Origin of the sequence: Clostridium sp., assembly GCF_021372645.1 — a bacterium.
GTDB lineage: Bacteria > Bacillota > Clostridia > Clostridiales > Clostridiaceae > Clostridium.
Map to the genome: position 1 here is coordinate 1 of NZ_JAJFUC010000001.1, position 14,318 is coordinate 14,318.

At 28.0% G+C, this 14,318-nt stretch carries 15 protein-coding genes and 1 pseudogene; 7 read left to right on the top strand and 9 right to left on the bottom strand.

Features of this window, described 5'->3' with window-relative positions; translation table 11 throughout:
- Positions 1-255, top strand: a pseudogene (locus LLF98_RS00005) (transposase); the annotation flags it as partial.
- Positions 256-323: 68 nt separating this feature from the next.
- Positions 324-824: an HD domain-containing protein gene (locus tag LLF98_RS00010; protein ID WP_291699564.1), complete on the top strand. Its 501-nt coding sequence runs from the start codon at positions 324-326 to the stop codon at positions 822-824.
- 653 nt (positions 825-1,477) lie between these two features.
- Here LLF98_RS00010 and LLF98_RS00015 read toward each other — a convergent pair.
- The 4 genes from LLF98_RS00015 to LLF98_RS00030 form a co-directional block, all read right to left on the bottom strand.
- Positions 1,478-2,626: a HipA domain-containing protein gene (locus LLF98_RS00015; RefSeq protein WP_291699566.1), complete on the bottom strand. Its 1,149-nt coding sequence runs from the start codon at positions 2,624-2,626 to the stop codon at positions 1,478-1,480.
- A 161-nt stretch (positions 2,627-2,787) separates the two neighbouring features.
- Positions 2,788-3,273 (bottom strand): hypothetical protein, encoded by a 486-nt coding sequence (locus LLF98_RS00020; RefSeq protein WP_291699568.1) that lies wholly within the window; start codon positions 3,271-3,273, stop codon positions 2,788-2,790.
- Positions 3,267-4,019 (bottom strand): ParA family protein, encoded by a 753-nt coding sequence (locus tag LLF98_RS00025; RefSeq protein ID WP_291699570.1) that lies wholly within the window; start codon positions 4,017-4,019, stop codon positions 3,267-3,269. The genes LLF98_RS00020 and LLF98_RS00025 overlap by 7 nt, the downstream gene beginning before the upstream one ends.
- Positions 4,020-4,350: 331 nt before the next feature.
- A complete protein-coding gene (locus LLF98_RS00030; RefSeq protein WP_291699572.1) occupies positions 4,351-4,560 on the bottom strand; it encodes a type II toxin-antitoxin system Phd/YefM family antitoxin in 210 nt (69 codons plus the stop codon).
- Between the two features lie 449 nt (positions 4,561-5,009).
- On the opposite strand from LLF98_RS00030, the gene LLF98_RS00035 reads away from it, so the two are divergent.
- Positions 5,010-5,762: a ParA family protein gene (locus LLF98_RS00035; RefSeq protein WP_291699574.1), complete on the top strand. Its 753-nt coding sequence runs from the start codon at positions 5,010-5,012 to the stop codon at positions 5,760-5,762.
- Positions 5,763-5,867: 105 nt separating this feature from the next.
- Positions 5,868-6,179 carry a CopG family transcriptional regulator gene (locus tag LLF98_RS00040; protein WP_291699576.1) on the top strand — a complete coding sequence of 104 codons (312 nt, stop codon included), beginning with the start codon at positions 5,868-5,870 and terminating at the stop codon, positions 6,177-6,179.
- Between the two features lie 137 nt (positions 6,180-6,316).
- On the opposite strand, the gene LLF98_RS00045 is transcribed toward LLF98_RS00040, so the two are convergent.
- Both LLF98_RS00045 and LLF98_RS00050 read right to left on the bottom strand, forming a co-directional pair.
- Positions 6,317-6,487, bottom strand: coding sequence for a YvrJ family protein (locus tag LLF98_RS00045; protein ID WP_291699578.1), 171 nt, complete (start codon positions 6,485-6,487; stop codon positions 6,317-6,319).
- Positions 6,488-6,651: 164 nt separating this feature from the next.
- Entirely contained in the window at positions 6,652-7,491 is an 840-nt protein-coding gene (locus LLF98_RS00050; RefSeq protein WP_291699580.1) for a peptidoglycan-binding protein, read from the bottom strand.
- Between the two features lie 246 nt (positions 7,492-7,737).
- On the opposite strand from LLF98_RS00050, the gene LLF98_RS00055 reads away from it, so the two are divergent.
- Positions 7,738-7,926, top strand: coding sequence for a hypothetical protein (locus LLF98_RS00055; protein ID WP_291699582.1), 189 nt, complete (start codon positions 7,738-7,740; stop codon positions 7,924-7,926).
- 953 nt (positions 7,927-8,879) lie between these two features.
- On the opposite strand, the gene LLF98_RS00060 is transcribed toward LLF98_RS00055, so the two are convergent.
- A complete protein-coding gene (locus LLF98_RS00060) occupies positions 8,880-9,098 on the bottom strand; it encodes a hypothetical protein (protein WP_291699584.1) in 219 nt (72 codons plus the stop codon).
- Positions 9,099-9,919: 821 nt separating this feature from the next.
- Between LLF98_RS00060 and LLF98_RS00065 the strand changes: the two genes are divergently transcribed.
- A complete protein-coding gene (locus LLF98_RS00065) occupies positions 9,920-11,188 on the top strand; it encodes a choice-of-anchor L domain-containing protein (RefSeq protein WP_291699586.1) in 1,269 nt (422 codons plus the stop codon).
- An 898-nt stretch (positions 11,189-12,086) separates the two neighbouring features.
- On the opposite strand, the gene rbr is transcribed toward LLF98_RS00065, so the two are convergent.
- Both rbr and LLF98_RS00075 read right to left on the bottom strand, forming a co-directional pair.
- Positions 12,087-12,620, bottom strand: coding sequence for a rubrerythrin (gene rbr / locus LLF98_RS00070; RefSeq protein WP_291699588.1), 534 nt, complete (start codon positions 12,618-12,620; stop codon positions 12,087-12,089).
- A 70-nt stretch (positions 12,621-12,690) separates the two neighbouring features.
- Positions 12,691-13,074, bottom strand: a complete 384-nt coding sequence (locus LLF98_RS00075; protein ID WP_291699590.1) for a desulfoferrodoxin — start codon at positions 13,072-13,074, stop codon at positions 12,691-12,693.
- Positions 13,075-13,631: 557 nt separating this feature from the next.
- Between LLF98_RS00075 and LLF98_RS00080 the strand changes: the two genes are divergently transcribed.
- Complete coding sequence (locus tag LLF98_RS00080; protein ID WP_291699592.1) at positions 13,632-13,991, top strand: hypothetical protein; 360 nt, start codon at positions 13,632-13,634, stop codon at positions 13,989-13,991.
- Positions 13,992-14,318 lie beyond the last annotated feature (327 nt).

Genomic DNA, 14,318 nt, shown 5'->3' on the forward strand with positions numbered 1-14,318 from the left:
ATAGAAAAAGAGCAACCAGTAGTGGAATTAACTACTGAATCAATTGGTATAGATGTTGGAGTAAAAGATTTAGCCATATGCTCCAATGGAATGACTTTTAAAAATATTAATAAAACTAAGAAAGTTAAGAAACTTGAAAAAAGGCTACATAGATTACAACGTAGGGTATCTTGCAAATACCTAGAAAATAAAGAGGGGAGTAAGTTTGTCAAAACAAGTAATATTATAAAAATCGAAAAGCAGATTAAATTACTATGGAACGTATTGAACAGGGAATTAAACAGAAATTTGTAGATTTTTATAAATTTTTGGCAATGGTATGAATGAATAAAGAAATTATAATTAATAAAATGAAATCAGCATTTGAAACAACGATTCCATCAGAAATAGATTATGCATTAAAAGTTTTAAAAAATGCCGAAATTATAATGGATGGAGAGAACGTTAAAGGAAGAGAAAGATATCTTATATCAGTAACTGCTATACTTCATGATATAGGTATGATTAATGCAAAGAAAAAATATGGTCTAACTTTTGGTCACTATCAAGAAAAAGAAGGCCCCAATGCTGCAAAAGAATTACTTGTAGGTGAAGGTTTAAGCGATGATGAGATAGAAAGAATCTGTTATATAATAGGCAATCATCATTCACCTAATAAAGTTGAAGGTATGGATTTTCAAATACAATGGGAAGCGGATTTAATAGAAGCACTTAAAAAATTGGATAAAGAAAACATTCAAGATAAACTAGAAAAAATTATCAATAAAAACTTTAAAACTAAATCTAGATTTGAGTTGGCTAAAAAAATATTTATAATGACTTAGTTTCAAAGGTTAGAATTAGATAATATACGAATAAAATATGACTTGGTGACTGTCACCATTTTACCTAAGACACTTACTTATGGCTATTACTCATAATATTTGCTTTATTAGTGTCCTAAATTGAATATAAGTTTCAAATAATTAAAGGAGGCTGTTGCAAAATAGAAATATAATTTCTATTTTGGACAGCTCACTTTTTTAAAACTCAACCCTTTAATTTTTCTCCTATACTCATTTTATTGACCTCCTGTTTGATTTGATGAGACTATAATATGAAATAGCACCCATAAAAACAAGAAATAATAGATTACACTAATGATACGCTGCGTAGCATAGAAACATTTTATTTGAAAATGGTACCTCCCTGTGAATTGCTATTTTATTTCAATATTATTAGTAACTTCTTTTGTTACAGTTTTTGTATCTATATTTAGTTAAATTTATTGTTTCATTATTTGTTACTAATTTAGTAATATATATAGTTACATTTATGGTTACTATATACGTATCATTTATAGTAGTATTTTATGTTACGTATTAATTTACATTATTCGTTACAAAAATTATTACTAAATTTTCTTATATATTTACAACAAAAGAACACGAAATAACTATTTCGTGCCCGTTTATCTTATTTTATTAATCAAAAACTCTTAAAACTCCTGTATCATCTTACATCTACTTTTTAACAAATTAACCATAGCTCTAGCCCTATATTCAGGAACCTTTGAAAAATCTATCTTTTCAATATGATTTGCTAAAATATTGGCCCAGTTTTTATACTTTTTAGGATCTTGTTTTATTATTTCTTTTGCTTGGGCTTTATTATCAATATCAAAAGTTCCAATCATGCTCTTACTATAATCATACTCTTTAAAATCTTGTTCCATTTCAAAATTTAAAAGAGAATATCCATTATCAAATATCGGAGCCAATCCTTTAATTTCACCAGTATCATTGTTAATTAGAAATCCAAAATTACTAAAATGTCTATCCTTATTTTCTATTATAAAATCAAATACCATAAGATCATTAAGCTGATCTATGCATCTATCTGGAATTACTCTGCATACATCGTTATATCTCCACTTAGTCTTACTTCCAAGCTCACTAGTTAAATATTCTGTCATTGTTAGATACCCGAAGTTTTCTGATGTAAATAACTTACTCCTTACACATTCTATTTCATTCCATTTGACCATTTCATATTTAACATAATCTAACCCTAGCACCGCAGCTACCTGAAAAGCTATTATTTCTGAATACATTTCATTACCAGCATTAGCGTATCCATAAGTGTTTGCTTTGTAAAGATATATATCACCCTCAATTATTCTCCAAGCTTTTCTAAGCATACCTTGTGTTGTAAGTTCTGGAGTCCTTATCTTGCCGCCTAATGATGACGTGTTTCCAAAAAACGATATAAGGCCTAAATTTTCTTTAAATCCTTTATATAAATTTACATCATTCCATCTTAAAAGGCTCCCATTTATATTTAACTCATTTTCTTCTCTTATCCAATAAGTATCATTTAAACTAGTACCATGATTAACTAATAACAGATTAAATCTTTCCTTACTATCTAAATTAAGACTTAAAAGAACTCTATCTATATGTTCTCTGCTAGTAGGTATTGCTCTACTATTAACCCATGTATCCAACTCATTGCTATTCTTTGCAATTAAATAAGGTCTTGTTTCATTTTTATATTCTTTTATTATTTTAAATTGACCTTCTAAGGTGTCAGTTTTTATAAATTCTAATACTACCTTATCTTTGTTCATTAATTGATATTTAACCATTATCATTCACCTCCACTACACTTAATGTTCAATTGTCAATATTCAATGATCAATGATGAAACAGCAGTAAATGAAAATTAAGCATTGATTATTGACAATTAATGATTAAGTTTCCTTGCATAAACTCGATTGAAATTTGTAATCTATATAGTATAATATTTTTACTTATTTTTCTCTAAATCCTTCAATACTTTTTCCAAAGTTCCATTTAAATATATATCAACAAATTCAGCTTTCTTATATCCTAAAATTTCTGATATTTTTTCTATTTTTTCTACTGTATCTTGTGATAAATTATAATTAGGTCTTACTCTCTTATCACTAGTAAATTTCGCTATTATATCCTTTTTCCCAAGGGTAATTGATTTTATTATATTAACATTTTTAGTAACCTTTTTTGTACCTATTTTAGTTACTTTTATTGTTTCATTATTTGTTACTGATGTAGTATCTTTAATAGTCACATTATTAGTTACCACATTAGTATCATTAACATTAATATTTTCTGTTACATTTTTTGTATCATTATCCGTTACATTTTCATTGATATTATTAGTAACAAAACTTGTTACTAAATTTCTCTTTTCAGTATCATTTAACGGTTTAGCTACAACCGGTTTTATTACTTTTTTCTTCTTTCTTACCATGAGATTATCTCCTTTGCTACATTGTTGTAGGCTATAGCACCATCAAACTTTTTACCAGCATATTGAGTTATACTTTCAAATCTCATTACTGCATCTTTGAATTTAGTACTATTTTTAATATATTCAGGAAAAACATAATATTTTTCATTTAGCATTTGTGCTACTTCCCTGCTGTGATTAGCTCTGCCATCATACATAGTTATAAGTACTTTTACCTCTTTTAAGTTCTTATTAAATTCTTGCACTTGCTTAACAGTTTCATTTAATATTCCAAGAGCTCTAAAAGAAAGATACGATGCATCAGTTGGAGCTATTGCATAATCTGATGCAAATAAAGAATTTATTGTAGTATTTCCAAGCGATGGACTATTATCTATAAGAATATAATCAAAAATTTTCTTAGCATTTTCAAGGGCTTTAGATAAAACCGTTTCCCTTCCCATAACTCCCATTAAATACATTTCTATAGTTGAAAATTCTATGCAGCTAGGAATCATAAATAAATTTTCATTTCCTGTTGGAACTATTACTTCCTCTAATTTCATCTCTCCCCTAAATACATTTTCTATACTTACATAATGTTCTAGTGGATCAAGTCCAACATATACACTCAAACTACTCTGAGGATCCAAATCTATTATTAATGTTTTTTTACCCATTTTACTTAATTCATATCCTAAGTTATATGTTGATGTTGATTTTCCTACTCCGCCCTTATTATTTAAAATACTAATCACAATGCCCATTTTTGTCACTCCTTTTGTATATAATTTTCTTTAATTTTGTTACAGGTTCTGTTACAATTTATTTAATATTTGTTGTAATATATCTTATAACGTTTTTTGTAACTCAAATAGTTAATGCCAATCTACTATTTGAGTTACTATTTTTTTACTAAACTTGTTACTAATTATGTTACAAAATAATTTACTATCTATAACATAATTCAGTATATATTATTACCTAAATAGTTACTAAAAATGTAACATTTTTTTGTTACAAATAAAGTTACATATTTTAATACTTTTTATAAATTTATATCTATAAATCAATCTCTTTTAAATCTCTATTTTCCAGTTATTTTAGTGATTTATAAAGCTTAATAAAATACTTGGGATCTTTTAAAATCTTTATATTTTCAAGCATATTGTTGTACTCATTTTGAGATATTAAAACAACATTTTTATTATCTTTTCTAGTTATAATTACAGTTTCATCTTCATCATTTACCTTATCACAATATGATTTTAAATTTTCACGTACATTTGTATAATTAACAGCTATCATTTAACCATCTCCTTATTAAATTGTACAATATTTCGTACAGTATTATTATAAACTATTTTTTCATTTTGAGTTTAAATTTAATTATGAATTTATTTATAATAATAAAAATAGCCTTATAGCATTCACTTGTTTTTATTTTGTATTAGCTAATGTTTCTCTCTTCGACCTTACTCATAATTCATCTATTAATTCCTGGAACAGAAAGAAACAATTTCTATAGCGTATGCAAAAGTAAATTGATGCAACAAGTGGAAAGATAATTTACTCAGAAGAAAAAACTTATGATGAAAATGGTGAAGCTATTTGGAAGCTAGCAAAGAGTTAATAATATCAATATTTAATATTAATATATAACTACAATATTTTAGTTTACAATGTTATGTTGATATGTTATCGTAATATTACATAATGATACTATTAATAATATTAAATAATGAGGTGAAATATAAATGTGTAATATTATATCTATAATTAATGTTAAAGGTGGAGTAGGAAAGACTACAACTGCAATTAATTTAGCTGGACAGTTTGCAGAACAAGAACATAAAGTATTATTGATAGATAACGATTCACAATCTAATTTAAGCCAAATTTTAAATGTAGAAGCTGAATATAATTTATATGACTTATATTCTAATTCTAAAGTGAATTTTGAGGATTGTATAGCAAAATATAATGAATGGATTGATGTGATTCCAAACACAATTGAATCGGCTGTATTAGAAAGTGAACTTCATAATAAGATAACAAGAGAAACAATTTTAAAAAATAAATTTGAAAAGTTTAAAAATAACTATGATGTAGTTATAATAGATAATTCTCCATTTTTAGGATTATGCACAACAAATGCAATGTGTTTAAGTAACTATTATATTGAAGTAATAGACAATAGTACAAGTGCCTTGCAAGGTTTAAATTTAGTTGATAATCTTGTTAAAAATATCAAAGAAAATGGTGTAAATGATAGCCTAAATTTACTAGGAATATTAAGAAATAATTTTGATAAAAAGACTATATTTTCTAAGCAGATAAATGAGGTTATTATAGAAGAATTTAAAGAAGATCTTTTTGAAACAATAATATATAATAGTGTTAAATTTAAAGAGGCTGCAACAATGAATAAGACCATGCAAGAGTATAATAGTAAATATGCAAAACCTTATAAAGATTTATACTATGAGTTAATTAAGCGTATTAAATAATTGAAATATTGTGTATTAAAATAATAGTATTAAGTATTAGTATTTAATATTGACATATAATACTGAATAATATATTAAAATATAATATTAAAGGGTGATATTAAAATGAATATGAATTTAAAAAATAATATTAAGAGTAATATTAAAAAGGGAAATGAAACATCAATGTTAGATAATAATATTAAAGATGATGTTAAAGATAATACTGAAAATAAAGATCAGGAGACAGGCACAAAAAAATTTACAATTGGAAAGAAAAAAGAAGATAAGAGTGTTCGAAAATCATTTCCACTTTATGTTGATGGAGCAATGCAAAAGGATCTAGATGATATATGCAAAAAAACAAAATATTCTAGAAATGAATTAATTTTAATGATGATACAATATTGCATAGATAATTTAGAAATTACGGAGTAAAAAGTAAGTTCTTCTATATAAAATGGTAAGTGACCTATTTTTATACGTATGTCGGCTGTATCTATATATAGTGAAAGAATCCTCATGGCTATAAATAAATGTTTATAGCTGTTAGGATTCTTTCATTTTCTAAGTTATTAAGCAACTTTATCATCACCTTTAAGATTCAGATTCTTATCTACAACATGGCTTAAATCAATTATAGCCTTTGATAGTACATCAATCTTAGTTTCAAAGCGAATAAGAAGATAACTAGCTACAGCTATCGGAAAGCCTGTATTAGTAATTAAAGTAATCCAATTTTCCATAAAACAACCCCCTTTCATATGAAATACTTAAATAATAAATAGTTGATTTAATTTCTTCAAAGTAGAAGCTCTAAACTGATAATTTCTTAATAAAAATGAGAAAAGCCCTAAGAAGATATATAGATATCATGATAACTTCTTATCTTCTTAAGGTAAAATAAGGTCTAGAAATTCCTATAAGTTCTTGTATAATCAGCACTCTCGTATATTTTAAATTCATCAAAGCGCCTACGGTATAGACCTAAGGCACGTTCTCCATTACAATTACACCACATTAGAAAATCTTCTTTGATTTTTTCCATTTTGGAATTAGCTTTAATATCTTTTAGCAGCGTAGAATTATTTAAAGCAGTCACGCCACAGTTATATGCAAATGAAACAAGAGCATCAAATTGATTTTGTGAAAGTGAAAGTCCAAGAATTATTGTATTAACTGAATCAACAAAGCTGTTTAAATCTTTTTTTAGTAGATCCTTAGCTTCTTCGACCGTAAGACTTTCAAAATTTTCACCAGATACAATAACATGACCATAACCTATAGTTTGATTTTGAGAATCTAATCCACGATAAGGCTCTGCATAAAAACTTTCATAGTCAGCTATAAAACCAATTCCTTCAGGTGAGATGTTATAGTTCATAGATGGACACAGGAAGCCTTTTGTTTTAGAACCAACTATCCCATCAACTACAAGATTATTAAGCTTCTGAAAGTCAATAAGGCTACTGTAGGTATTAATGCCTGCAATGCCATCTAAACTTAAATTATATCCATGTTGATTTAGAGCTGTTTGGATATATTTAATTTCATTAATAAGCTTTGACCAGGTGTTATCACCAACTATTCCATCAGCAGCTAAACCATAAGAGCTTTGAAAATTCTTTACTGCATTTTCAGTTTTAGTACCAAAGATGCAATCAATTGTGAGTGGATCATATCCTAACATCTTTAAATTATTTTGAATAATTCCAACTTCCGGTCCTGTTGAACCATTTTTTAGCAACATATTAATTCCTCCAAATTATATATTTATAATATATAAGCAATAAAACAGGAATTTAATGTATTTTGCAGGATATGTAATATATTAATATTAGGGATTAAAAACAAAGAAAATGGTGATTGTCACCATACTGAGGGAACTTGTGACTGAAGTTGCTGTGAACGAGAATACATATTTACTGGATAGTTTCAGTATCATAAAAGACAATTATTTATATAGAGCAGGATAAGATGAAAAGCAGGTGATTACATGGAGAATATAACATTAGACCAAATTAGACAACTATTAGATGAAGAATTAAAGCCTATTAAGGATAACCTTAGGGAAATCAAGTCAGATGTTAAAGAAATAAAAGCAGATATCGGGAATATTAAGGCAAATGTCAAGGAGATTAAAACAAATCTTCAAGAAGCTAAAGAAGAACTAAGAACTAAATAATTTCAGAATGATAATCAGAGGTACTCTAAAGTATCTCTTTTTATTTGGTGCAATAGATAACGTTAGATATTTTAGAATGGAATAGAGATATTTATAGATTCATGAAGAGATATTTCTGATAGTTGCAGTTAAGTATGTTGAGTTATGTGGGATGAAAGAGGGCAGACCAAAACGTTCTGATAATCGCAACGTTTTAAGTTTAGAAGAAATAGCCAAACAATTAGAACTAAATTAGGTTTACTTCAACACTTGCTTACATACTAGAGCCTTAAAAGTCCACGATACGATAAGGCTCTTTTAACAAAGCCAGTAAATACAATGGTTTCAGAAAATACACTGATTTATCAAAATACCTGTAAGGCATTGATATATAAGGGTTCTATCGATGTTGCATGCGATAAGCATTTTTGTGTAGTTAGATTGAATATCATAGGCAATACTTCTAATAAGTAGAGTTGTTGCAGATGGAGAAGAAGGAAAGTTATATAAATATAAAGCTAAGTATAATACTAATGTTTGTTGCAGTTGTTGGAGCATTAGCAATTATAAATACAATTTAAAATAATTTTGGTATCATAACTTATAAGTTACGACACCGATAAATAATTATAATTTCTCAACTATCAATCTTATGGTACTATCTTAGCATAAGATTAATCCGCACTAGTAGGAAATACGAAGCAATTATTCATCATATAGACATTCAAAATCATCATGCAATATAAATTTTTCAGTATATGTTATGGCTTTATGACTGGCAGTCTTTACGTATGGATTCTTTAATAAGGCTTCCAGTTGTTCATCTGAAAAATATTTTTTCCCTATTTTAATCAGCTCCTTTAAAATAGTTTACAATAAAAATTACCTAAAACAACAAGATATAAAAAACAAAGAAATTTTTATTTAGCAAAAAAAGCATGTCAATATCAATTAACACGCCTTAGCCCTTTTCGTTATGCAGTTTTTTTACTAGTAACAAAAAAATCTGTTATAAGTTTCATAAATTTATGATATTTCTTATTTTTTTCTATAGCTAACTTATATAGTTCTTCTGTGATTTCAGCAACTGCAAGATTGGGATGGAATAGTTTTTTCATAGTTTCTAAATCTTTTTCTTCACAGTAAGCAAACTCTGGTAGTATTCCTGCTCTTACTAATTCATAATATTTCATTGTTATAGTCCTCCTTTAATTTAATCGATATACTTGAAATTCATTCAATAAACCATACTCTAGAAACAAAGCAAAATTTGCTTAAAAAATTGTATGGTTTAATAACCTAATTGAATTTTATCACAATATATTTTGATTTAGAAATTCATTTACAAAGGTAAATACTGAATTACAGCCCAAAATGATATACTGTAAACATTTCTACATTCATTTTATGTAAAATATCTGTTATTTACATGATTATTCATTCATTTAATGTAAAACATTTATTGTTTACATAATTACTTTAGTTATATCAACACCATGCTCAATATAAATGCTTACAATACACAAAAACAAAACCAGGGCTTATTCTTAAACCCTGGCTTGATATGAAAATAAGTGTAATTATGGGGATTTAAAAGTTATTTTTGGAGTAATCCCCAATAATCATCTTCAAAATCATTTCCCATGACAATCACCTTTTTCATTTATTATTGTGTGCAGTATTAAATTAAATATACCAGTATCAATACTGATAAGCATTGATAACGATAGTAATATATAGAGAGAATCTGAATAGTAAAATTAAACGATACAAGTATGTTTAAAAGTAAGATTAATCAAAGAGCAAAAATAAGCATATAAATGATAGAATTTTATATTAACTAAATTCATTCTATCTATATGAAAATTGCGTACTATATTCACACTCATAGACCTATTTATTTGAACTAAAATGATTGAACACATAATAGTCTTTCAATACAAAGTAACATAATTTTTCTTATTTCATATACTGTAATAAGAAAAATTATTAAATAAGGAAAGGAAAGATATTTATGTTAAGTGTAAATGAATTATCGTCTACTCTAACTCCGGAGCAATTAGTTGAATTGCTATTAGGCGGAGGTATACAACAAGTTAGTAATATATCCTTTACTGGAAGCAATGCTTCAGCTGGCACATTCAGTGGGGGTACAAGCATATTCGGTTTCGAAGATGGAGTGATTCTTAGCACTGGATCAATCCAAAATATAATTGGCCCAAACACCATGGAGAATATTAGTTATAGTAATTTTTTGCCTGGTGACAGCGATTTAGACAGTTTGGTAACTCCATATAATACCTTTGATGCTACAGTTCTTGAGTTTGATTTCACACCTATTACAAATGAAATAATATTCCAATATCAGTTTGCTTCCGATGAATATAATGAATGGGTTAATAGTGAATATAACGATGTGTTTGCTTTCTTTTTGAATGGGCAGAATATAGCATTGATACCTGGTACAACAACTCCAGTTTCAATTAACAATGTAAACCTTGATAACAATGCAATTTATTATATTAACAATGATCTAGCTAGTGGAGCACCACGAGATACTGAAATGGATGGTATGACAGTAACATTGACTGCAAAAGCTGAAGTAGCTCCTTTTGAAATAAATCACATTAAGCTTGCAATTGCAGATACAAGTGATTATATATATGATTCTAATGTATTGATTAAGGCAGGAAGCTTTGTGTCTGATACAGAACCTCCTGTACTAACAGTACCACCAGATATAACAGTTATAGCAACAGGGGACAAGACTTATGTTGATATAGGAATTGCAACTGCAACAGATAATTTATCAAAACCGGAAGATATAGTTATAATAAATGATGCACCAGAAGATGGATATCCAGTAGGAACAACTGTAGTCACATGGACTGCAACAGATCAAAGTGGAAATACTGCTACAGCAACACAGAATGTAACAGTAAATCCTGCAATAAAAGTTATAGCTATCGATATAAAACCAGGAAGTTATCCTAACTCCATTAATCTTAAAAATAATGGAAATGTTCCAGTTGCTGTTCTAGGTAGCGAATCTTTTTATGTTTCAACAATAGATTCCAGTACCGTAACATTCGCAAATGCAAAAGCATTGAATATCGGTCAGGGGCTTGAGGATGTAAATGGAGATGGATATATGGATAAAGTTTTCCATTTCAAAACAAGTGAGCTTAACTTGACAAATAGCAGCACTGAAGCTTCTCTTGAAGGCAAAACATTAGCCGGAGAAAATTTTAAAGGCAGTGACAGTGTTAGAATAGTTCAATAATAGTGCATACTAAATCCTGCGGGTTGTTTGGTAGCCATATCCTTAAATTCAGATACTTGCTCAAAAAAATTAAATTGTTTTTAGTTTATTAATTAATATTAGGTTAGGGAGGTCAATTTTGGCTTCTCTTTCCTCATTTATTTTTAGTATTTCATTAGGTTACATAATTCTTAAATTAAATAGCAATCTCAGGAGTACCTAAAGTAAGGTATTCCTTTTTTTATTACCAAAAATCAATCTATGGTATCATAAATTATAGGTAAAGCAGTTGCACAGAATAAGGATGGTTTTAGTAAAATTCTGATGTCTATAAAACATGTGAATACATAAACAAATTGAGGTTATGGCTTGCAATTTTAGGTGTAATTAATCTCAATAAGTATCTATGGTAAAACAATATGATTTTGCAGACATGAATTTTTCTTATGGAATAACTTAACAGTAGTAATACTAGTATATTTAATTTAATAATGCACACAATAATATCTGAAAGAGGTGATTGTCATGGGAAACGATTTTGAAGATGATTATTGGGGATTACTCCAAAAATAACTTTTAAATCCCCATTAAGTACACTTATTTCAAAATGAAGCCAGGGTTTAAGAATAAACTCTGGTTTTATTTTTTGTAAAATGGTGACAGTCACCATACTGATATTATTTTGCAAATAACCACCTGTGCGGTGGTATTCTAATTGGAGACACAAGTTCTTTAGCTAAATTAACAGAAAATGTTAAAGAAAACAAGTTATTTAAAGATATGTTTTGAAAATAAAGGAAGTGTCTTCAAATTATCAGGAAGGTACGTACCTAAATTCATGGCATTAAATTTCATAAATGTATAACAAAAGCCTATATCTTAAGTTGCTAAGATATAGGCTTTATAATGTCTACAATGTCTACCAGTTTTTTGAATCAATCTCAAAGTATGCCTTAGAGTGTGAACATACAGGACATATTTCAGGAGCCTCGTCATCTATATGAATATATCCGCAGTTACGGCAGATCCAAGTCTTTTTCTCATCTTTATTGAAGACCTTGTTTTCTTGAAGATTTTTCAAAAGTTGAAGATATCTTTCTTCGTGATGTTTTTCAATTTCAGCTATAAGAGTAAATAATCTAGCTATATCTGTAAATCCTTCTTGTTTAGCTTCCGCTGCAAATTCCTTGTACATTTCAGTCCATTCATAATGTTCACCACCAGCAGCAGATTTGAGATTTTCTTCAGTATTTCCTATACCGCTTAGAAGTTTAAACCAGATTTTTGCGTGTTCTTTTTCGTTATCTGCGGTTAGTTTAAATATCTCACTTATCTGTTCATATCCTTCTTTTTTAGCAGCAGAAGAGAAATATGTATACTTATTTCTTGCTTCAGATTCACCTGCAAATGCAGACCATAAATTCTTTTCAGTTTTACTTCCCTTAAGTTCCATTTCAAACACCTCAACTCAAATATTTTTTATCTCTTAAATTATCTATATATAACTACACCAGACAATTAACTTATACTAATTCTTTTTTCAATAATCCATGTATGTTACAATATGCTCTAATGCATACGACATCTCCATCTGTTTTGAAAATAGCTTCTGGTTTTTCGCCTGAATTTAAATATTTTCTATATATGCATTTAGGTGTCTGTAGTTCAATCCATTCTATATAATGTTTTTCTTCCATTGGGTGATCTATACTGCCAACTTTAATCAATACTTCATTTTCTATCTTTTCTACCACATGAATATGTTTTTCTTCTGATGCGTCAACAGTATTTTCTGTTTGCAAAGTCATAGGTTGTCCACAACAAACTAATTGTCCTCCGCTTGCATGAGTTACCTCTATAATGTTTCCACATAAAGCACATTTGTATATTTCATTTAATTTAGTCATTTATATTACCTCCAATGCAAAATATTATTATAATCTGGACAGTCAAAAATTATTTATCATTAAGAAACCTGTAGATCCTCATAAAATGAAGGGTATACCTGTTTGTTTTTATAGAACTTTTGATTGTCCATTTATAATATTATAGCATTAAATATTAAGAATATATAGAAAATTTAAAATATAATGTTAATTCTTGAGAAATATATAAATTCTACGAAAATAATTACTTATTCTTTTAGTTGTCCCTATGATAATTCTTGCATGAAATCATTTCATGCTTTATTAAATTCTGTTGTTATTCTGAAAGTGTACAAGCTATAAGGTTCATGGCGTGTACACTTTTTAACGTTTCTCAAGTTGAACAGGCTCTCCAGTTTGTACATTTTTGACAATAAAGGGATTCTCAATATTTACGACAAAGCCCATTCCAATAAATAGAAATTTATAATACATAATGGTATAATTCACTTATAAGTTGTTATGGAATTGTAGAAAGGTGTGAAGTAATTAAAATTTATATAGCACACTAATAAATAGTAATTTGATAAGGAGGTATCATGATGGAATTTAACAAAGAAGAATTGGAAAAAGCCATATCCTTACTATCTTCTACCATTGCTAAATGCGAAAAAATGCAACTTAAGTTTTCAGAAGGAACATCTCAACATTCGCTTTTAAAAAACAGAATTAAAGCACTTTATATTTCCAAGTCGCTACTTATGAGTGATAAAACAATAAATTATACAAGCAAAGAATTGAAAGAAGCGTTGCCTCCTGTGGTTTCAATCATAAATAAAACTACAAAAGCACAAAGTAAATATGAAAAAGGAACTTCACAATTCAATCGCTTTGAACCCATAATCCAAGCCATGCTTATTTCTAAAGCATTCATTGAGAGCAAAATAAACATTGATTAGGCATTATGACAAGTTCTAATTTGTCGCTGAGATTATGAGTAAAATCTGTATTTGAAGTTAAGACTCATTTTTCTTAAATGGTGACAGTCACCAAATCATATGGAATAACTTAACAGTAGTAATGCTAGTATATTTAATTTAATACTGCACACAATAATATCTGAAAGAGGTGATTGTCATGGGAAATGATTTTGAAGATGATTATTGGGGATTACTCCAAAAATAACTTTTAAATCCCCATTAAGTACACTTATTTCAAAATGAAGCCAGGGTTTAAGAATAAACTCTGGTTTTATTTTTTGTAAAATGGTGACAGTCACCATACTG